Source organism: Coriobacteriia bacterium, from assembly GCA_031292615.1.
Taxonomy (GTDB): Bacteria; Actinomycetota; Coriobacteriia; order Anaerosomatales; family JAAXUF01; genus JARLGT01.
This window is the reverse complement of record JARLGT010000057.1, coordinates 19,025-38,074: the sequence shown is the minus strand read 5'-3', so window position 1 is coordinate 38,074 and position 19,050 is coordinate 19,025. Positions and strand designations below refer to the sequence as shown.

Annotated in this window: 16 protein-coding genes; 4 read left to right on the top strand and 12 right to left on the bottom strand. The window is 65.1% G+C overall.

Annotated elements, in window-relative coordinates; translation table 11 throughout:
* The 8 genes from P4L93_05310 to P4L93_05275 all read right to left on the bottom strand — a co-directional run.
* Nucleotides 1-2,519: GAF domain-containing protein (locus P4L93_05310; GenBank protein MDR3686354.1), on the bottom strand; the 2,519-nt coding region annotated here is incomplete at its 3' end.
* A 91-nt stretch (nt 2,520-2,610) separates the two neighbouring features.
* Nucleotides 2,611-3,336 carry a cytochrome c biogenesis protein CcdA gene (locus tag P4L93_05305; GenBank protein MDR3686353.1) on the bottom strand — a complete coding sequence of 242 codons (726 nt, stop codon included), beginning with the start codon at nt 3,334-3,336 and terminating at the stop codon, nt 2,611-2,613.
* Nucleotides 3,337-3,414: 78 nt separating this feature from the next.
* On the bottom strand, nt 3,415-3,636 hold the full coding sequence (locus P4L93_05300) for a heavy-metal-associated domain-containing protein (protein MDR3686352.1): 222 nt from the start codon (nt 3,634-3,636) through the stop codon (nt 3,415-3,417).
* 71 nt (nt 3,637-3,707) lie between these two features.
* Nucleotides 3,708-4,067, bottom strand: a complete 360-nt coding sequence (locus tag P4L93_05295) for a zinc ribbon domain-containing protein (protein ID MDR3686351.1) — start codon at nt 4,065-4,067, stop codon at nt 3,708-3,710.
* Between the two features lie 76 nt (nt 4,068-4,143).
* Nucleotides 4,144-5,493, bottom strand: coding sequence for a sigma-54 dependent transcriptional regulator (locus P4L93_05290; GenBank protein ID MDR3686350.1), 1,350 nt, complete (start codon nt 5,491-5,493; stop codon nt 4,144-4,146).
* A gap of 13 nt (nt 5,494-5,506) precedes the next feature.
* On the bottom strand, nt 5,507-7,042 hold the full coding sequence (locus P4L93_05285; GenBank protein MDR3686349.1) for an ATP-binding protein: 1,536 nt from the start codon (nt 7,040-7,042) through the stop codon (nt 5,507-5,509).
* Entirely contained in the window at nt 7,039-8,427 is a 1,389-nt protein-coding gene (rpoN, locus tag P4L93_05280) for an RNA polymerase factor sigma-54 (GenBank protein MDR3686348.1), read from the bottom strand. Before rpoN ends, P4L93_05285 begins: the two co-directional genes overlap by 4 nt.
* Before the next feature lie 112 nt (nt 8,428-8,539).
* A complete protein-coding gene (locus P4L93_05275; GenBank protein MDR3686347.1) occupies nt 8,540-9,520 on the bottom strand; it encodes an EamA family transporter in 981 nt (326 codons plus the stop codon).
* A 131-nt stretch (nt 9,521-9,651) separates the two neighbouring features.
* On the opposite strand from P4L93_05275, the gene P4L93_05270 reads away from it, so the two are divergent.
* Entirely contained in the window at nt 9,652-9,960 is a 309-nt protein-coding gene (locus P4L93_05270; protein ID MDR3686346.1) for a metal-sensitive transcriptional regulator, read from the top strand.
* Between the two features lie 76 nt (nt 9,961-10,036).
* Here P4L93_05270 and trxA read toward each other — a convergent pair whose 3' ends face one another.
* Nucleotides 10,037-10,357, bottom strand: a complete 321-nt coding sequence (gene trxA / locus P4L93_05265; GenBank protein ID MDR3686345.1) for a thioredoxin — start codon at nt 10,355-10,357, stop codon at nt 10,037-10,039.
* Between the two features lie 123 nt (nt 10,358-10,480).
* On the opposite strand from trxA, the gene P4L93_05260 reads away from it, so the two are divergent.
* Nucleotides 10,481-11,749, top strand: coding sequence for a ferrochelatase (locus tag P4L93_05260; GenBank protein MDR3686344.1), 1,269 nt, complete (start codon nt 10,481-10,483; stop codon nt 11,747-11,749).
* Here P4L93_05260 and P4L93_05255 read toward each other — a convergent pair.
* The 3 genes from P4L93_05255 to P4L93_05245 form a co-directional block, all read right to left on the bottom strand.
* The gene (locus P4L93_05255) at nt 11,746-12,459 is read right to left on the bottom strand and encodes a CehA/McbA family metallohydrolase (GenBank protein MDR3686343.1); all 714 of its coding nucleotides are present in this window, start codon (nt 12,457-12,459) and stop codon (nt 11,746-11,748) included. The genes P4L93_05260 and P4L93_05255 overlap by 4 nt on opposite strands.
* Nucleotides 12,460-12,609: 150 nt before the next feature.
* Nucleotides 12,610-13,773, bottom strand: a complete 1,164-nt coding sequence (locus P4L93_05250; GenBank protein ID MDR3686342.1) for a pyridoxal phosphate-dependent aminotransferase — start codon at nt 13,771-13,773, stop codon at nt 12,610-12,612.
* A gap of 78 nt (nt 13,774-13,851) precedes the next feature.
* The gene (locus P4L93_05245) at nt 13,852-15,954 is read right to left on the bottom strand and encodes a SpoIIE family protein phosphatase (protein MDR3686341.1); all 2,103 of its coding nucleotides are present in this window, start codon (nt 15,952-15,954) and stop codon (nt 13,852-13,854) included.
* 194 nt (nt 15,955-16,148) lie between these two features.
* On the opposite strand from P4L93_05245, the gene P4L93_05240 reads away from it, so the two are divergent.
* Entirely contained in the window at nt 16,149-17,174 is a 1,026-nt protein-coding gene (locus P4L93_05240) for an acyltransferase (protein MDR3686340.1), read from the top strand.
* 147 nt (nt 17,175-17,321) lie between these two features.
* On the top strand, nt 17,322-18,992 hold the full coding sequence (locus tag P4L93_05235) for an AarF/ABC1/UbiB kinase family protein (GenBank protein MDR3686339.1): 1,671 nt from the start codon (nt 17,322-17,324) through the stop codon (nt 18,990-18,992).
* Nucleotides 18,993-19,050 lie beyond the last annotated feature (58 nt).

Sequence of the window (19,050 nt, the reverse complement as noted above, 5' to 3'; positions counted from 1 at the left end):
TCGGGCAGGATGCTTTGCTGCAAGATCGACGCGACCTCGTGCTCGTGGCTGTAGAGACGGGCGGTGTCGAGCGCCAGCGATGCCTGAGACGCGAATGTCTGCAGGACGTTCATGTCCTCATCGGAGAACGCGCCCGGGTCGACCGAAAAGACCGTCAGGACGCCAATCGAACGTCCGCGCGCGAGTAGCGGCACGGCGAGCATCGAGCGCAGGTTCTGTCTCGCCGCAGCCCCCGCAACGCCCTCCATGGACGGGTCCAAGTCGTGAAACGCAGCCGGCTCGCCAGTCGAGAACACGTAGCCGGGAACGTCTTCGCCTGGTCTGACCTCAAGCATCACGAAGTCGGCCGGGATCGCACCGCGCGCCATGGCCGTCACGATCGCCCGCTTGCGGGGGTCGTACGTCATCAGCGCCACGGCATCCGCCGAGAGGATCTTCTGCACGACATCCAGCACGCGGTTGAGGACCACGTTGACCTGAAGCGACGAGCCCACCGCCTGACTGATGCGAAACACAGTCTCGAGGTTGGCGGCGCGCGACAGAGCGCGCTGGTACAGATACGCGTTCTCGAGCGCCAGCGCGACCTCGTTTGCGACCGCCTCGGCCAGATCTAGGTCGCGGCCAACCACCTGGGTGCGCCACAACGGCACGACAAGGAACGCTCCGTGATCGGTCTCGACCCCGGCCGGTGCCAGCAGGATCGCTCCCGCGCGCAGCTCGTCCATGACGGAATCGGCCTCGGCGTCGTCACCAAAGTGGACCACTTTGGCGTGGGTCGACTCACCCAAGAGGCGCCGCGCCAGGTTGAGCAGCCTGCGCTCGCGCTCGCGATCGGCGGTAGGCGGTAGACCGAGCTCGGCCCGGTCGATGATCGCGAACGTGGCGCCCTGCGTCGCGAACAAATCGTCGACCACGGCTTCGATGTCGACCAGCACGTCGACGAGCGGACCCTCGCGCACGAGACGCTCGGCAACCGTCCGCAAGACCTCGGCGACGCGCAGGGACTCGGTCTCGGCCTCGAACAGCCGTGAGTTGTGCACGGCGACTGCCGCCTGCGCCGAGAACGTCCGCACCATCTCGCGCTCCGCCTCGCTGACCGGCTCGTTGACCCGCCTCAGAACGACGATGACGCCCAGCGCCTCGTGCCCCGAGACGAGAGGAGCCGTGAGCGCAACGGTCTGATCGGCGGAGAGACCCGGTAGGTTCGCCTTCATTGAGGGGATGTCGGAGGAGTGGACGATCACTTCGGTGTCACGTAGCGACCGAGCGAGCCACCCATCGCCCTTGGCGGGCACGCGCCTCACGCTTGCGACCTCGACGCCCCGAGCCCGGGCTGGCTCCAGCCACTCCCCTTCATCCTCGATGAGATAGATCGCGGCCACCCCTGGCCCAACGATGTGGCGCATTGCTGAGAGGATGCCGTCGAGCACCTGATCGAGCTGGGAGGCGCTCGCTAGAAGCTGTGAAAGGTCGTGCAGGGCGTTTAGGCGCAGCGCAACGGCGTTGAACGCGTCGGCCACTTGGCCAATCTCGTCGTCAGTGTCAGCCGGGATCGGTTTGACGTAGGAGCCGTTCGCAGCACGGTAGGCAGTATCTTCGAGACGCTTGAGCGGGCGAACGAGCCGCCTCGAGATAAGGAGCGCCGCCGAAACGCCAAACAGGCCGCCGATCAGGAGCACGAGAATCGTGGGCGCGACGTCTTGCATTGTGTCGCTCACCACGAGCGTGCTGGGCTCGAGAACCGCTATGCGCCAGTCGATCCCCTCGATACCGCGAATGTCCGAGAAGTATCCGACCACAGCGTGCCCTGCTCCGGTCGTCGCTGAGACCTGCCCGCCCGAGGTCGACGTCGGGTTCCATTTCGCTGTGCCGAAGACAGTCGCGTCGGCAGCGTCACTTCCGACGAGCGGCCGGCCGTCCTCGAGCACGGTCACTTCGCGTTTGGTGCCGCCTGCCGCCTTGATCACGGCCTGCTTGAGGAAGGTGGTCTCGGCTTGAATCATGATGACCACCGGGACGCCCTTGGGCGTGGGAGCAGTCTGGGTCAGCCAGACCGACCAGGTGCCGTCGTTTGCCTGTATGCGGCGAAAGCCCGTCGAGCCAGCGACCGCGTCGCGAAACGCACTGCCGCCCACGGGCGGGCCGGCCTCCCGCGACGGGGGGAAGGCGGTGATGATGCTGCCGTCAGGCTTGGCGACCACGATCTCGTTGAGCACATCTGCCGACGAGTCGAAAATCGGCTGCAAACGAGCATCAAGCGCGGACGTGCTCTTCACGGTTGCGACGTTCTGCGCAACCGCCGAAGCCGCTCCCTGCACGGACGTGAACCGGCTCAGCACCTCGTCTTGTACAGACTCGAGAGAGGCACGATCGCGCATTTCGATTGTAAGCGCGGCGTTTTGCGACGCCTTGTTGATGGCGACGACGCTGGCGGTCAGGACTGTCGCAACTCCGACGAGCAGCGTCACGCGAACGATCCGCGTCGCCAGCCCCGTCGTCTTGCGACGTTCCGCTGCCATGCGTCCCGCCCTTCACCGTCGCTGGGAGACCTACCGCCTGCTACCTGCGTAGATGGTACTGCATGCGCCGTGGCAGCCCTTGGCGGGAGCCCTACACGCCCCAGGAAGGAAGTACCCGTGAGAGGTAGTTTGCCAGCACGCCGAGCCGACCGAAGAAGATGAGGGCTCCGACAACGATCAGCACGGCACCAGCTACCCGGTTGACGACGAGAGAGTGGCGGTTCAGCCAAGCGAGCAGCGGGCGAACCCTCCCAAAGAGCAGCGCGACAAGCAGGAACGGCACGGCGAGCCCCGCGGAGTATGCGAGCAGCAGCAACGCTCCCTGTGCGGCGCTGCCCGTTGAGCCGGCCAGCGCCAAGATGGAGGCGAGTATCGGCCCGACACACGGCGTCCAACCAGCGGCAAATGCCATACCCATGACGAACGCAGCGCCACGACCAAACGAACGGGACTTGGCGAGATCGGCGCGTGCCTCCCCATAGAGCCATGGGATCTTCACGACCCCCACCATGAGAACGCCGAACAGGATCACGGCGATCCCGGCGACCTTCTCGAGAACGTCCCGATAGTGTGAAAGCAAGGCGCCCAGCAGGGATGCTGAGGCGCCCAGCCCCACGAAGATCACGGAGAATCCCAAGACGAAGAGGAGCGCAGGCACCATCACCGCAGCCGTAGACCGATCGCCCTCAGAGAGTTCGGCCGTGGTAAGTCCCGTCATGAACGAGAGGTACGCTGGCAGCAGCGGCAGGACGCAAGGCGACAGGAACGAAATGAGCCCCGCGGCGAACGCGAGTGGGAACGAGACGGCGCCAGACATCCAGCGGGCTCCTCAGACGGCTACGGACACTATGCGAAGTATACCCCTGTGGGTATACACGTGCCGAGCGCTTCGGCGCTAGCCAACCGGCTCGGCGTCGTAGCCGACTTCGCGAATCGCGTCGATGATGGCGTCGACGCCGACCACGTCGGAGTCGAAGGATACGAGCGTGTCACCGGAGGCGTGATCCGTCTTCGACGAGACAACGCCCGGCAGATCGCCCACGGTCAGGTCGACCAGCATCGAGCAGGAGCTGCAGTGCATTCCGGTGGTCTTGAGTCGGGCGATAGCCTCGGTCATTGGGTCCTCCTGGGGTCGTCCATGCCGCAAGGCGATGAAGCGATTGTGCCACACTCAGGCCCGTCTCAAGCCTACGAGCGCCCGTTGGCCGGCCGGGGCGCGCGTGGGTCGGCGGTGGCGACAAACGAGCCGCAGTACGGACACAGTCGCCAGTCCTCGAGGATCGCGCGGCCACATACGGGGCACGCCATCTCCGCGTACGAAGCGTCTTGCGGTGCCGGGACGGGATCGTCGAGCAGCGCCCAGGCGCCGAGCCCGATGACGGCACCTGCCGCCAACGGCACCCCGAGTTCCAGCGTTCTGAGCCCCAACAGCCGGGACACAGCCGAGTCGCCCCCACGCAACGCAGCCAATCCCAGTGCAACAAGGAGCGCCAGCGCAACAGCTGCGGCTGCAAGGACGAGCATGCGCTTGGCGGAAACGCGGCTCACAAGCTCTCCAGATTGGGCGGCCTACCTTGCCGCCAAGCTGCAACGAGTGTGCCAGCGAGCGCCGGCGAGAATCCGCCTACAGACCGAGCCTCTGCATCCGAGCCTCGAGCGTCTTGGCGGTAAGCCCGAGGAGCTTGGCGGACTTGGGAACGCTGCCGCCGGTCCGGTCGAGCGCCTGACGCACTAGATCGAGCTCGACCTCTTCGAGATCCACGCCGTCGTCGGGCAGCGCGAAGCCCGTCGTGGGGCGGTCGGCAGGCGAGACTCCGGCGCGCACCTCGGCCGGCAGATCGGGCACGCCGATCTCGTCGCCATGCGAAAGAATCACGATGCGCTCGATGGTGTTCTCGAGCTCGCGGATGTTGCCCGGCCACGGGTACTTGACCAGCGCCTCAAGCGCCTGCGGGCTCATGCGCTTGGCACCAGCATTGAACTTCTCGAGGAAGTGGGCCACCAGGAGCGGCACGTCACCGGCTCGCTGGCGAAGTGGCGGCAGTGACACCGGAACGACGTTGAGCCGATAGAACAGATCCTCTCGGAAGGTGCCATCGGCGATAAGCTGCTGCAGGTCCTGGTTGGTGGCGGCGACCACTCGGACGTCGACCTCGATGCTGCGCGTGCCGCCGAGCCGCTCGAAGCGGCGCTCCTGCAGCACGCGAAGCAGCTTGACCTGAGTTGCCGGCGAGATGTCGCCGATCTCGTCGAGGAACAGCGTCCCGCCGTTGGCCATCTCGAAACGGCCGGGCTTGGGAGTCACGGCGCCGGTGAAGGCGCCCTTCTCGTAGCCGAACAGCTCGCTTTCCAGCAGCGTCTCGGGAAGTGCGCCGGCACTGACCGACACGAACGGCTTGGTGGCGCGCTCCGAGAGGTTGTGTACGGCCCGGGCGATGAGCTCCTTGCCCGTGCCGGACTCGCCGTAGATCATGACCGTCGCCATCGTGGGCGCGACCTTGGTGACTGTCTCGAGAACGGCCATCATGCCGGGATCGGATGCGACGATGCCCTGGACGTCGTACTCGGCATTGAGCTCCCCGCGAAGGCGCTCGACCTCGGCGGCAAGTCCCGAGTACTGCAGGGCCTTGTCGATGGCGAGCTTGAGCTCCTCGAGGTCGAACGGCTTGGTGAGGTACTCGCTCGCGCCGGCCTTCATCGCGTCGACGGCGAGTGCGACGTTGCCGTGCGCCGTGAGCATGATGATCGGGAACGACATGCCCTTTGCGCGTACTTTGCGGAGTACTTCCATACCGTCGGGCGCGGGCATCCGGTGGTCGAGCACCATGACGTCAGGCTCTTGCTCGGCGATGGAGTCAAGCGCGCTGTTTCCGTCGACGGCCTCTACGACCTCGAAGCCGTCCGAGGACAGCGCCTGGCCGAGAACCCACCGCATGTTCTTCTCATCGTCAACGATGAGCACTCTCTTGCTCATGCGTGGATTCCTCTCAGTCGTCGAGCGCTGCGGGCAGCGTTACGTTGAAGACCGTTCCCCCTGGCCCGCTCTCCACCTCGATATGTCCCTCATGCTCATCGATGATACGGTGAACGATGGTCAGACCCAACCCCGTACCCTCTGCTCTTTTCGTGAAGAACGGGTCGAACACCTTGGGAAGGTCGCCCGCGGCGATGCCGGGACCGTTGTCCGAGACGGACACTTCGACGTACTCCCCTGCACCCCGCGTCTCGATCGTGATGGTTCCTCCGGTCTTGTCCATCGCCTGTACCGCGTTGGTGACTAGGTTCAGGAACACCTGTTTGAGCTGGTCGGGGTCGCCGTGGACCGCGGGCAGTTCCGAGTCGAGCTTCTCGACGATGTGCACGTCGGACTGCTTCGCGAAGCGGTTCGTGAACAAGACGATGTCCTGCAGAACCTCGTTGAGGTCGGTATGAACCAGAGTGGGTTTGCTGGGTCGGCCGAAGTCGAGCAGCGCCTTGATGACGCGATCGAGCCGGTCGATCTCCTGCTTGATGACCTCGGCCGCCTCGTGCGTTCGCGACGGGTCCCCCTTCGCGTCCTCGAGCAACTGTACCGACGCGCGGATGACCCCGAGCGGGTTTCGCACCTCGTGCGCCACGCCGGCCGTCAGCTCGCCCATCGCGGCGAGGCGATCGGCTCGGATGAGCTGGTCGGTAAGCGCCTTGATGTCCGAGACGTCCTCGAGCGTAACGACCGCGCCCAGCACCGTGCCGCCAACCGCGCGCATGCGAGACGTTGAGGCCTGCACGTGCACCTCGCCGCCGTTGGCGGTCACCAGCGTTGACTCGCGCAGCGCGAGCGGCAGACGCCCGGCGAGCACCTTGGCGACATCCGCCGAGATCCCGCCGTCGTAGCGGAAGAGCGAGCCGATGGGCTTGGGCACCATCTCGAACTCCGACATTCCCAGCATTCGCTCGGCGGCTGGGTTGGCCGTCGCGACCGAGCCGTCGGGGCCCACCGTCAGCACGCCGGACGTGATCGATCGCAGAATCGACTGCGTGTAGTCCTGGATGTTGATGAGCTGGATGGCGCGTTCCTCCAGCTTCTTGTACGCATCCTCGAGTTGCAGCGACACCTGCCGCAGGTCCTGCGTTTTGTTCTCCTCCATGTCGCGCATCATGCCGAACAGGATGCCCACGACCAGAAAAGACACGACCTCGATCCAGTTCTCGAGCCCGAGCGCGATCGGGGCGCCGGCGAGCAGCTGGGCGTGCACGGCGAAAGGAATCGCCGAGGCCAAAGCGGCGAGAACCCCACCGCGTCTTCCAAAGACGAAAGCGGCGTAGATGATCGGGATGTAGTAGAGGCGACGGTAGATCAGGTACATCTCGATATTGCCGAGACGCACATCACCCATCAAGTCGAGCACGGCGATGAACGCGATCATCGCAGCGATAATCGCGATTGTGCGCAGGCTTTGACGACGGCGAAGGCGGCGCGCGTCGTCTGTCTCGATCGGAGCGGACGGCGGGCGCCGAGGCAGGCCCGCGTGCTCCGCCGTCATCGGCGGCGCCTGGCCCAGCTCGGCTCGATGTTGAGCTCCTCGCGGTACTTAGCGACGGTGCGGCGCGCCACGGTGACGCCCTCTTCGCACAACAGCTCGGCGAGACGCTGGTCCGAGACGGGCTTGGCGGGGTCCTCCTCGCGCACGAGCTCGCGCAGGCGCTGCTTGATCGTTGTGGCCGCGACGTCCATTCCTTGAGCGGTTCGGTAGCCGCCGCTGAAGAAGTGCTTCAGTTCGTAGAGGCCATAGGGCGTGGCCATATACTTCCCCGTCACTCCACGGGAGACGGTAGACAGGTGCACCCCGATCTCGACCGCAACATCCTCAAGCCGTAGCGGCCGCAGCGGGCCCTTGCCGTCCTCGAAGAAGTCGGCCTGCACGTCCATGATGATCTGCGTGATCCGCGAGACGGTGTCCTTGCGGCGGTCCACGTTCTTGATGAAGCTCTCCGCCGAGCGGATCTTGTCCTTCAGGTAGCGCCTGGTCTCGTCGTCGGCGCTCGAGCCGCTGCGCAGCATCGAGCGATAGCGTGGGGACACGCGAAGCGTGGGGAGCGCCTCGTTGTTGGGCGTGATGAACCACTCGTCGCCGAACCGGCGCAGCGTCACGTCCGGGACGATGTAGCCCGGTGACGGCCCCGGCGAGAACGCGCCAGCCGGCCTGGGGTTGAGTGCCCGCAGAACCTCGACTAGTCGCCGCACCTCATCCTCGTCGACCTTCAGCGCGCGGGCCACCTTGCGATAGTGGTTGGCAGCGACGTCATCGAGGTGGTCTCGGACGATACGAAGCAAGAGCGGTTCGACAATGCCGAGCGACTCCATCTGCAGGCAAAGCGCCTCGGACAGATCGCGGGCTCCGACTCCCGGAGGGTCGAGCTGTTGGACCGCATGAAGGCCCGCATCGGCCTCCTCGCGGCTTACCTCGGCCAGAGCTGCCATCTCTTCGAGCGTATTGGTGAAGAAGCCGTCGTTGTCCAGCGAGCCGATGATCGCACGACCTGCTCGGGCAACGTTCTCGCTGATGTCGAGCAGCGCGAGTTGCTGCAACAGGTAGTCGTCGAAGGTTTGCACGCCGCCTACGAAGTCCTCGGTGTTGGCGCTCTCGGCGTTGGGATCGCGCGGCGCGGTGGGCTCCATCGAGTCGAGATCCTCGTACATCTCGAGCCACTCGTCCCACGAACGCTCGTCATCGCGCTCGTCGACCTCTTCGCCCTCGACCGGCTCGGACTCGCTCTCGTCGACCTCAAGAACCGGGTTCTCGAGCATCTCGACATCGATGAGTTGCTGGAGGTCGGCGATGGGCATCGCAAGGATGTTGAGCCCCTGATAGACCTGCGGGGAAAGCGTGACCTTCTGCCGCAACTCCGGGCGCTGCGAGAGCTCCATCGACCCTCCCCTCATCGTAGATGCGCAAACCCAAAAATTGGGCCGCCAATGCAAAAAGTATACCACCGTCCACCCATTCTCCGCCGCGCCTACCTGCGGAGTTTCGGTGAACTCACTCGCCCGGCGGCAGAGGGGCGCCCAACCGGTCGGAGAACTGAACGATGACGATAGCGGCGATCACCATTACTCCGCCCACCATTTGCATCGCCGAGAACGACTCACCGAACAGCAGAAATGCGCCAATGCCAGCGATGACGGGTTCCACAGTCGACGTGACCGTCGCGTTGGTCGGCGCGATATGACCCAGCGCGATCAGGAATGCCGCGAACGGGATGATCGTGCTCACGACCGCCATGAACAGAACGGCGACGGCGGTCCTCGGATCGGCGAACAGACCGATGATGCGCCAAGGACCCAGCACGACGAGCCAAAACAGGGACGCGAAACCCAGCCCCCACACGAGCGTCGTGTACGGGCTGTAGCGGCTTGAGGCCACCGTCCCTAGCAGCGAGTACGTGGCGAAGAACACCGCCGAGGACAAACCCCAAGCGATACCCGCGGGCGACACGATCACACCCCCGCCGCCGAAGGCGCCCACCACAAGAGCGCACCCGGCCACCGACAACGCGACACCCACAGGTAGCGACCATGTGAACCGATGCTTCATGAACGCCACGCTCACGATAAGCACGAGAATGGGCGCCAGATACTCCAAGAGAATCGCCGTCGCTACGTTTGTGAGCGAGATCGTCTGGAAGTAGGTGAAGTGAACCATCGCCAGTCCAGCGACGCCAAAGAACGCCAAGAACGGCACGTCGCCGACGGAGATGCTCAGGTCTCGGCGACGGAAGACGGCAAGGGCGACGGCCAGGATCACGAACGCCGAGAGCGCCCTTCCGCCAGCCAGCACCGTCGGCTCCACGGAGATGCCGAGCGGAGGTATCGGCCAGGAGGCCGTGGCGGCTGACGCCGCAGTAAACAGCCACTTGGCCGTCAGGCCACCGGCGCCCCAGCACGCGGCCGCCAGGAGCGCGAGCCCGTAGCCCAGGAGGGGCCGGCGCTGTGTGGGACGGAGGTCGCGTGCGACGGGCAAGGCAGCTCCAGGTTTCGCTGAGAAGTGGCTCGCCCGGCCGAGAGGACGAATCGTTGCGCGCAAATACCCCTAGGGGGTATAGTTCCGCTAATAATCAAGGATAGCGCACCTACTCAACTTGGAGCTAAACCATGGCTGATACCGCCGCCAATCCGGCTTTGATCGCCGATGAGTCCGAGCGTAAGAAGATTCTCAACCGACTGCGCCGTCTCGAGGGCCAGATTCGCGGCCTTCAGACGATGATCGAAGCCGGTCAGGACTGTGACGCTGTGCTCACGCAGGTCATGGCCGCCAAGTCCGCGCTCAACCAGGTCGGCCTTCATGTTGTGGGGCATGCCATGAAGCACTGCATGATCGACGACGATCCGGCGATCACCCGCGACGAGGTCATCGATGAGGCCATAAAGGTCTTCCTCAAATACTCGTCGTGCATGCCGTAGCTTCTCCCTCGCTCCTACAAGCCGAAAGCCCCGGAGTCTCCCGGGGCTTTCGTGTTCTCCACCCTATGGCGCAACCTCAGGCGATGCCGAGCTCCTTGGCGAGCGCATCGGCACCACGGGCGCCGACGACCTGCGCCGCAAGCTCTCCGCCGACGAACTTCGCAATCGTCGGGATGCTCATGACGCCGTATTTCATCGCCAGCTCGCCGTTGTCGTCGATGTTGACCTTTACGAACTTCACCGCCGCGCCGAGGCGCTCGGAGAGCTTGTCAATCTCAGGCCCGACCATACGGCAAGGCCCGCACCACGGTGCCCAGAAGTCAACGACCACAGGCACGTCAGAAGTCGCTACCTCGGCATCCCAAGTGGCGGTCGTCACATCGATGGCGTTGCTCATGAGTTCGCTCCTTCAGTAAATCATGTCCAAATTGGTCACGATTATACCCAGCGGGGTATTTCCAGTCAACGCGTTCTGCGCAGATTGTCCCCTACGAGTAGAATCGTCAACCGGAGGGGTTGTGTGTCCAATACCGTAGTCATATGGCTGTCCTTGGTCGTCGGTGCCGTTGGCACCGGCGCCTCATTCGTCGGCATCCTCGTTGCACGCCGCTCCCACGAAGGCGGATACGCCGCGGCCGGGCTCGCGAGCTTCCTGCTGTGCGCGTGGGGCTTCGGCGGCGTCACTATCGCCTACGACCGCCTCGACGCGATCATCTACGCGTTCGTGTTCGGCCTTGCGGGAATCGCCGGCGGCTACGCACTGGTCTCCACGCTACTCGGCTGGTTGGTCCGACACGATCGCGAGGCGACAGTTCATCTCAGCGACGGCCTGCCCGAGAATCCCGGCGGCGCGGCAGTGCTCGTCCTCGGCGAGGTCGAGCCACCGGATTACAGCCCGACCGCCACAGCTGTGGCGCTTGAGGGCTTGGCCGACGAGGGTCTGCTCAAGGCTTCTATCGGCGTGCTGCCGTTCCTCTTCATGGCACAGAAGACCCGCTACCGCGCTGCTGGCGGCATCAGCCCAGCCGCGCGCCAGCTCGACGCGCTTGCGGAGCGCGTCGAAGGCCTGTTGCGACTAGGCCCCGGCCGTGTCGAATCGGCGTGGTGCGAAGGCGAGCGCGCCTTGGCTTCGCGCATCGCCGAGAAGGTCTCGCGCGGCTTTCGCACCATCGTGGTCGCCGAGGCCGTGATTGCTGAGTCGCTTGAGGTCGATCTGGCCAAACGAGCCGTCGACGCGCTGCGACTATCAGATCTAGGTGTGAACGTGACCTACTCGGGCCCGCTGTGGCGCTCCGAGAAGGTCGCTGCGCTGGTGTCGACGCGCATCATGGCGCTCGTGGCCGATCCCGCTGCGAGCGGTGTCGTGCTCGTGGGTCAAGGGCAGCCCGAAGACCGCGCGCGGGACCGCCGCGAGTTCGACGAGCAGGAGACGTCGTTCCTCAATCACGTGAGGATGCTGCTCCTGGAGCGTGGCGTACCGGAGCAGAGTGTGCGCCTGGCATGGGCCGACTGGCGCACGCCCGAAGTCACCGGCACCGTGAGGCACCTTGCGGCGCTGGGATGCCGACGCATCGTGGTCTCACCTGCGTGCTTCCCGCTGGACTCGATCGCAACGCTGCTCGACCTGCAGCTCTCGGTGCGCCAAGCGCGCGTCGACGAAACGGTCTCGATCGTGACGCTTCCCGCGTGGCACGACGACGCCGCCTTCGTGGAGGAGTTGCGTGCGGGCGTCGAACACGCGATGGACGCCGCAGGTGTGTCGGCAGCGCCGGAGCTTGCCCGCCCCTAGTGCGCCTTGCAGCGCTCCCAGTTCCAGGCCTGCATGCGACGAATCTGCGGATAGCGCATCATGTAGCGCATCGCCATCGACAGACCGCCTCTTCCAGCTTCGGCGCGCGTCTCGCACGCATCGATGCTGCGGCGAAGATCCTCGGTGGAGGTCCCGCGGAAGACGGTGTAGCCCTTGCCGACAGCTTCGAGCACGTGGGCGTCGCTGCCCCCGGTGGTTGCAATACCGTGGCCGCCAGCGAGCTTCGCGGCGACACCATTGGCCCACGCGAGGAACGGGAGCGAGTTGTACACCTCGAGCGCCCGAAACGCGCCCTCTTGAACGGCCTCGGCGAACACAGTCCTGCCGAGCGGGCCGAATACGCCTTTGTTCGAGAACGGGTGAGCGATGATCGCGATGCCGCCCTGCTCCTCGATTGCGCGAATGGTCTCGGCGGGTGTCATGCCAGCGGCGACGTCCTCGGTCAGAAACAGCCCGAGGATGTGTCCCTCGCTCGATGAAACCTCAGAGCCCACAACGACCTCGAAGTCGTAGAGCTCAGAAAGGGACTTCGCGAAAAGCGCGCCCTCGATAGTGTTGTGGTCGGTGATCGCGATCACGCTCATATCGGTGCGATGAGCGACGTACTCCATGATCTCCGGAATGCTCGCCAGCCCGTCACTGTGGTCGGAGTGGATGTGGAGATCGGCCTTGCTCCAAGTGTCTACCACGCGGGTGATCCCCTTCGTAGTGGTGTGATCCGTATCACACCAAGCAATCCTTGTGCCCGTCGTGCTCGTCCCCCTGTGAAGAAGTATCGGCGCCGGCCCGCCAGACATGAGTGACGCCGTGCACTTTCCATCCTGCCGTATTCCGCGCCGCTACGCCAACCCCTGCTCCAGAGCCCAAGCGCCCAACCGACGAACTCCCTCGGCGAGACGCTCCATGGATGTGGCGTAGCTGAAACGGAGAAAGCCCTCCCCGCCTTGGCCAAAGTCGATGCCGGGCGCGCATGCCACGCCGGCCTCCTCGAGCAACCGGTAACACAGTTTGAGCGAGTCGGGTTCCCAGTGGCTCGCGTCGGCGAACACATAAAAAGCGCCGCACGGTGGCGAGACGATCTTCAGCCCGATCGACTCGAGCGCTGGCGCAAGGAAACGGCGGCGCTCGTCGTACGTCGCCCGCATGCGCGCAACATCGTCCTGCGCCTCAGTGAGGGCCACAACGCCGGCCTGCTGCACGAAGGCATTGGCCGCCAAGAAGAAGTTCTGCTGGATCTTCTCGGCGGGACGGACGTACTCGGGTGGAGCGATCAGGTAGCCCAGGCGCCAGCCGGTCATCGCGTACGTCTTGGAGAAGCCGTTGAGGACGAAGCATCGGTCGGTGTAGGACATGATCGTGCGGTCGGGGCCGCAGAAGTCCAAGCCGTGATAGATCTCATCGCTGGCGATATAGACGCCGGTCTCCTCGGCGATGACGGCCAGTGCTTTGAGGTCCTCGTCGCCGAGGACTGCTCCTGTCGGATTGCCGGGCGAGTTGATCATAATCGCCTTGGTGCGCGGGCCGATCGCCGCACGGACTTCGTCGGGGCGGTAGCGGAAGCCGTCCTCGGCACGCACGCGAACGAGCTTGGAGACTCCGCCGAGGAACGTCACGTAGTTTGGGTACGCCGGATAGCAGGGGTCGGGCATGATGACCTCGTCGCCGGGGTCGAGAAGCGCTCCGAAGAGCAGCAGCATCGCCGGTGAGGTGCCCTGGGTGACCACGATGTTGTCGGGGTCCACCGTGACGCCATAGTGGCTGGCGTAGCGAACCGCGAGCGCCTCGCGCAGGTCCGGCAGGCCACACGACTGCGTGTAGTGCGTCGAGCCCTCGGCCATTGCGATCTCGGCGGCACGCGTGATGACGTCCGGCGTCGGGAAGTCGGGATCGCCGATCTCAAGGCGAACGATGTCGCGGCCTTCGGCCTCAAGCTCCTTGGCGCGGGCTACGACGTCCATGACGACGAACGGGCGAATCTCGGTCGCTCGGCGCGATACGGTCATGCTCGAAAGCTCCCCTGTCGGCGGACTACCGATTCAGTCTAGCGCAGCGCGGCGCAGCGCCATGCCGTCCCGCAGGTACTAGGCAAGCTGAAACGCCAGCAGGGCGATGTCATCGGTCAGCCGCCCGCCGGTGAACTCCATGACGGAGTCGAAGACGCGGATGGGGACCTCGCCGATCTCACCACTCGCGGTGGTCCAAAGCTCGCGGATGAGCCGCTCCTCGCCGAAGAATACCCCGTCCTCACGACGAGCCTCGGTCACGCCGTCGGTGTACAGGAAGACGATTTCGCCAGGGGCGAGGCGCATCGTGCACTCGACGTACTCGAGATCCTCAATCGCGCCGATAACCGCTGAAGTGCAGTCGAGCAGCTGGACGCCGCCATCGGCGGTCAGCACCGCCGCCGGCGGATGCCCGGCGCAGCAGTACGTCATCGAGGATGTTCGCGTGTCGATGATGGCGAAGAAGACGCTGGCGAACTCGGGAAGCTTCGCCGCACGGCCAAGCGCCACGTTCGCGCGCGTCATCACCTCGGCCGGCGAAGGGATGTCGTGGGCAAGAGCGCGGATGGTGTCTTTGATGACCGACGTGAGCACCGCCGCCTCAAGTCCCTTGCCCGACACGTCGCCGATGACCACCCCCACGCGTCCGTACGCCAGCTCGAACACGTCGTAGAAGTCGCCGCCCACACGCGTGCTCACGGTTGCCGACCGGTACAAGTGGGAGAACTCGAGGCCCCGCACCGACGACGGCATGGTGAGCAAAGCCTCCTGCAGCCGCTCGGCAATGCGATGTTCGTTCTCGAACTCGGCGGCGTTGGAAAGCGCAAGGGCGATCGCGCTCGCGAAGCGCTCGGCGTACTCGCAGGACATGCGTCCGAACGGCCGCTCGTGGGTGCGTCGGCCGAACAGGAGCAGCCCGACTTGGCGTCCGCGGACGTCGAGGCGGACGGTCACTGTCTCTTTGACGCCGAGCCGCTGGTCCAGCCACTGATGCATGTCGGAGCCCGGAACGGGTGTGGAAACGCGTTGCCGCCGTTCACTCGCCGTCCAGTGCTCGTAGGCCCATTGGTCGGCCGGCAGGTCTACGCCGTACGCGTACTGCGCCCTCCAAGCGCCGTCTTCGTTCACGGCGAGCACGGCAACGTCGGCCTCAAGCGCGGTCGCACCGACCTCAAGCGCCGTCGCCATAGTGGTGGACGGATCGAACGAGGAGTTCACCAGCGAGTTCACGTCATTGAGCGCGGCGGAGAGAGCCTCGGCGCGCTTGGCTCGGCTGAAGAGCTTTGCGTTGGCCACGGCGAGCATAACTCGCTCGGCCGCCGCCTGCACGAGATGCATCTCGGCGGGCTCGACGTTTCGCTCGCGGCGCCACGCAAGCTCGAGCACGCCGTACAGTTCACCAGCTAGGTACATCGGAACGCCGAACATCGAACGGAAGCCCGACTGCTCGTGGATGTCGATCGCGAAATCGCTCGCCTGGACATCCGCCACATAGAGCGGCGTGCCAGCAGCAGCCACGCGGCCACCGAATCCCTCGCCAGGGCCGAGGCGCATTCCGGCGCCACCGTACTCTGTCGCGCTCACCTCGATCTTGCCTAGCAGCCCATCGCCATCGGCCTCGAGCAACAGGCCTGAATCGGCGCCCGTCTCCTCGGTCAGCAGGCGCAACGTCTGACGCAGAAGCGCTTCGAGGTCGAGCGTCCTAAGCGCGCCGGACACGATGCGAACGAGTGCGTCCAAGCGCGCGTTGGCCTCGGCGAGTTCGCGAACGAGCTGCTCGCGCTCGGCCTCTTGCTCCCGGCGCTGGGAGATGTCGCGCACCATGCTGAGTAGGAGTCGCTCGCCACCGTAGTCCACGCCACGAGAGCTCACCTCGACCGGAAACGTGCTTCCATCGGCGCGACGGTGCTCAGTCTCAAACTGTACGCCGCCACTCCGAGCAGCCGCACTGAGCTGGTTGCTCATCAAAGGTAGCGACGCGTCCGAGCGCAGGTTCACGAGTGGCATGCCCACAAGCTCGTCCCGCGAGAAGCCGTAAACGTCCTCGGCAGCGAGGTTCGCCTCGACAATCTTGCCTGCCTCGTCGACGACCAGAACCACGTCACGCGCGTGCTCGAACAGCCGACGATACAGCGAGTCCGCCGTGTCGGTGTCGCACTCGGGTGAAGCGGATTCACGCATGTCTGCCAAAGTGCTTCCCTCGCGGTCGTGCAGTTCCCCTGAAAGGCGGTAGTGTACTTGCCAGTCTAGCCCCCGCGAACCCACAGGTCACGGCAGCCTGGGGGTCAGTGACCGGTAAGCCTCACCGCTCACCGGGCGATCGCTGCCGCACAAGCAACTTGATGAGGCGCCACCTGCGCAGGACAGCTAGTCTTTTGGGACTGGAAGGAGCCCACATAACCACTGTAACCGACAGCACGCAAACGCGGCGACGCGACCCGGTCATCGACGGCCTCAAGCTCGTGGCCGCAGGGGGCATCGTGATGGTCCACATCGCCATGTCAGCCCACCCGGGTGCCCTTCGTGACTTCCTCGAACAGGTCGCGTACTGCGCGCTGTACTTCTTCTTCCTTGTCGCCGGGTACTTTCATGGCGCTCTGGGGACGCGGGGACCAGCTTGGCTCGGCAAGCGTTTCGTTCGCCTCGCGGTTCCCTACGTGGTGTGGAGCGTCGTCTACCTGCTCTGGTGGGAAGGCTTCCACTACCTCACGCACCAACCCTTCTTCATCCCGAATCTCGTGCGCACCGTGTTCTTCGCCGGGGCCAACGAGGTGTTGTGGTCGCTGCCTTGGCTGTTCGCGTGCGCCGTGTTCGCCGAGCTGTTCGCGAGGACACCGTTCCAGCGCCGAGCCCTGCTCGTGGCAACCGGTGTGATCACGCTCGCTGTGTGGTTCCTCGTGCCGAACTCGGCGCTTCCCGACTACGGTATCCGCCAGTTCATCGAGGGGGGCCGCTGGCTGTTCGTCTACGTCGCCGGAATGGAACTTCGGGCGGCGGCGAAGGTCCCGTTCGGCCCCCGGACGTGGATGGCACTCGGTATCGGGAGCGCGCTGGCCGCGGGCACGCTCGCGGTGTTCACGCACGCGCAGCCGACCGCCCTCACAGCGCAGATCGTGATGACCGTTCTGTGCGGAACCGCAGCGTTTTCGATGCTGGCGGCGACGCGCGTGAACGCGACCTGGTTTGGCGTGGCGTCCCTGGCATGGGGCGGAGAGTTCCTTCTCGGCATCTACGTCTCGCACCACCTGTGGCTCGACATCCTAGCCCGCTTGATCCCGTCGCACCAAAGCTGGCCCGCGGTGCTCTGGATCCCGTTTGCGTGGACCGTGTGCTTCACGGCCGCCGTGCTTGTCACCAAGCTCCTGCTGGCGCATCGCTGGACGCGACTGGCCGTGAGCTAGATGCGCGCCCACTTTCCCCACAAGCTCGTAGCGCATCCACTCGCCGAGCCGCCCGCGCGGGTATACCCTCGTCAGTAGTCGCAGGCGGGCTCCTTCGGCACGCCTTTGTGTGACAGCCCGAGCCCGGCAACCTCGTGAAGGACTGGAATGCCCACCATCAGCCGCAGCGAACGCTACCGCACCATCGTCAGCGTCATGGTCGACGAAGGCTTCGGAACCGCGCTGGACCAGCTTGGCCTCAAAGCGCCGTGGGTCTCATCGCTCCGGGGAAACCGTCCCAGCGGGCCCGACGCCCAGCTCACACCCGAAGGACGGCTGAGGCGCACGATGGAGCGCCTCGGACCCACATTCGCCAAGATGGGACAGCTGCTCTCGGTGCGTCCCGACCTGATTCCCGCGTCGTACGCCGATGAACTTGCGCGGCTGCAAGACGAGATGCAGCCGTTCCCCTTCGCCCAGGTCAAGGCCGAGATCGAGGCGCAGTTCGGCGAGCCGCTCGGCGATCTGTACGCCGAGTTCGACGAGAAGCCAGCGGCGGCGGCGAGTATCGGACAGGTCCACATGGCGGTGCTGCTCAACGGCACGCCGGTCGCCGTCAAGATTCAGCGCCCGGGCATCCACGAGGTGATCGAGGCTGACCTCGACATCTTGCGCACGCAAGCGAGGCGAATCCAGGGCCGCACCGACATCGGCAAGCGCTACGACGTGGTCGGACTGGTCGACGAGTTCGCTCGCGCGATCATCGAGGAGTGCGACTACATCCATGAGGCCGAGAACGCCGAGCGCCTCGCCCGCGCCTTCGAAGGCGACGACACCGTCCACTTTCCGAAGGTCTATTGGGATCGCAGTTCAGGCACGGTGCTGACGATGGAGCGCATCGTCGGGTACCCGTTCAACCGGCTCGACGAACTCGATCGGCACGGCGTCAACCGGCAAGAAGCCGCGCGGCGCGGCATCTCCTGCTACTACGAGCAGATCTTCATCCACGGCTTCTACCACGCCGACCCGCATCCCGGGAACCTGTTCGCCCTGGCCGATGGGCGCGTCGCGTTCACCGACTTCGGACGCTGCGGTGCCCTCTCGGACCGGGCACGCACGCTCGTGGCCGACCTGCTGATCGCGATCATTGATCAGGACTACGAGGCGTGCGTCGACGTCCTGCTCGAGGTCAGCGGTGGCGTCTCGGACGTGGACGTCCCGGGTCTTCAGCGTGACGTCGGCCTGCTCGTCGGCAAGTACTACGACAAGCAGCTCCAAGAGGTCAACTCGCACGAGCTCGTGGTCGAGGTGATGTCGCTCATCGGCAAGCGCGGGCTCACGATGTCCTCAGAGTTCGCGCTGTTGCTGACCACGTTCGCCACACTCCAGGCGCTGGGAACCGCCGTCGATCCGGCGTTCCATTTCGTCGAGTCGGTCCAGCCTTTCGCGCGTCGCATCGTCGAGCAGCAGATGAAGCCGCAGGCGTTGATGTCCGGGTTCGTCACTTCGATCCGCCGCTCGGCAAAGGCGCTCCAAGGCTTCCCTGACGCCGTCACCAAGGCACTCAAGCGCGTCGGCGACGGCGACCTGCGGATGACCGTGCGCCCATCCGGCTTCGACCCGCTGATGGCCCGCGCCGAGATGATGGTCGACCGGCTCGCATTCGCGCTCGTTATCTCTGCGTTTGTCATGGGCTTCGCCATCCTCCTTACGCGCGCCACTTTGCCGTGGTGGATGCAGGCGATCGCGTACTACACGCTGGTGTTCGCGTCGGGCGTCGGCGTGTGGTTCTTCTTCTCGATCCTCTTCCGCCGCTTCCGACAGCGGCACCACGAGTAGCACACCGAAAGGCCCGGCTTCTCATCGAGAGCCGGGCCTTTCGTTTCGCTCCGGCGCC

Bases quoted from the DNA above. Each gene is read 5' to 3' on its own strand.
- P4L93_05270 (MDR3686346.1), top strand. From the start codon at position 9,652: ATGGCTGATACCGCCGCCAATCCGGCTTTGATCGCCGATGAGTCCGAG.
- trxA (MDR3686345.1), bottom strand. From the start codon at position 10,357: ATGAGCAACGCCATCGATGTGACGACCGCCACTTGGGATGCCGAGGTA.
- P4L93_05290 (MDR3686350.1), bottom strand. From the start codon at position 5,493: ATGAGCAAGAGAGTGCTCATCGTTGACGATGAGAAGAACATGCGGTGG.
- P4L93_05245 (MDR3686341.1), bottom strand. From the start codon at position 15,954: ATGCGTGAATCCGCTTCACCCGAGTGCGACACCGACACGGCGGACTCG.
- P4L93_05250 (MDR3686342.1), bottom strand. From the start codon at position 13,773: ATGACCGTATCGCGCCGAGCGACCGAGATTCGCCCGTTCGTCGTCATG.
- P4L93_05300 (MDR3686352.1), bottom strand. From the start codon at position 3,636: ATGACCGAGGCTATCGCCCGACTCAAGACCACCGGAATGCACTGCAGC.
- P4L93_05285 (MDR3686349.1), bottom strand. From the start codon at position 7,042: ATGACGGCGGAGCACGCGGGCCTGCCTCGGCGCCCGCCGTCCGCTCCG.
- rpoN (MDR3686348.1), bottom strand. From the start codon at position 8,427: ATGGAGCTCTCGCAGCGCCCGGAGTTGCGGCAGAAGGTCACGCTTTCC.
- P4L93_05305 (MDR3686353.1), bottom strand. From the start codon at position 3,336: ATGTCTGGCGCCGTCTCGTTCCCACTCGCGTTCGCCGCGGGGCTCATT.
- P4L93_05235 (MDR3686339.1), top strand. From the start codon at position 17,322: ATGCCCACCATCAGCCGCAGCGAACGCTACCGCACCATCGTCAGCGTC.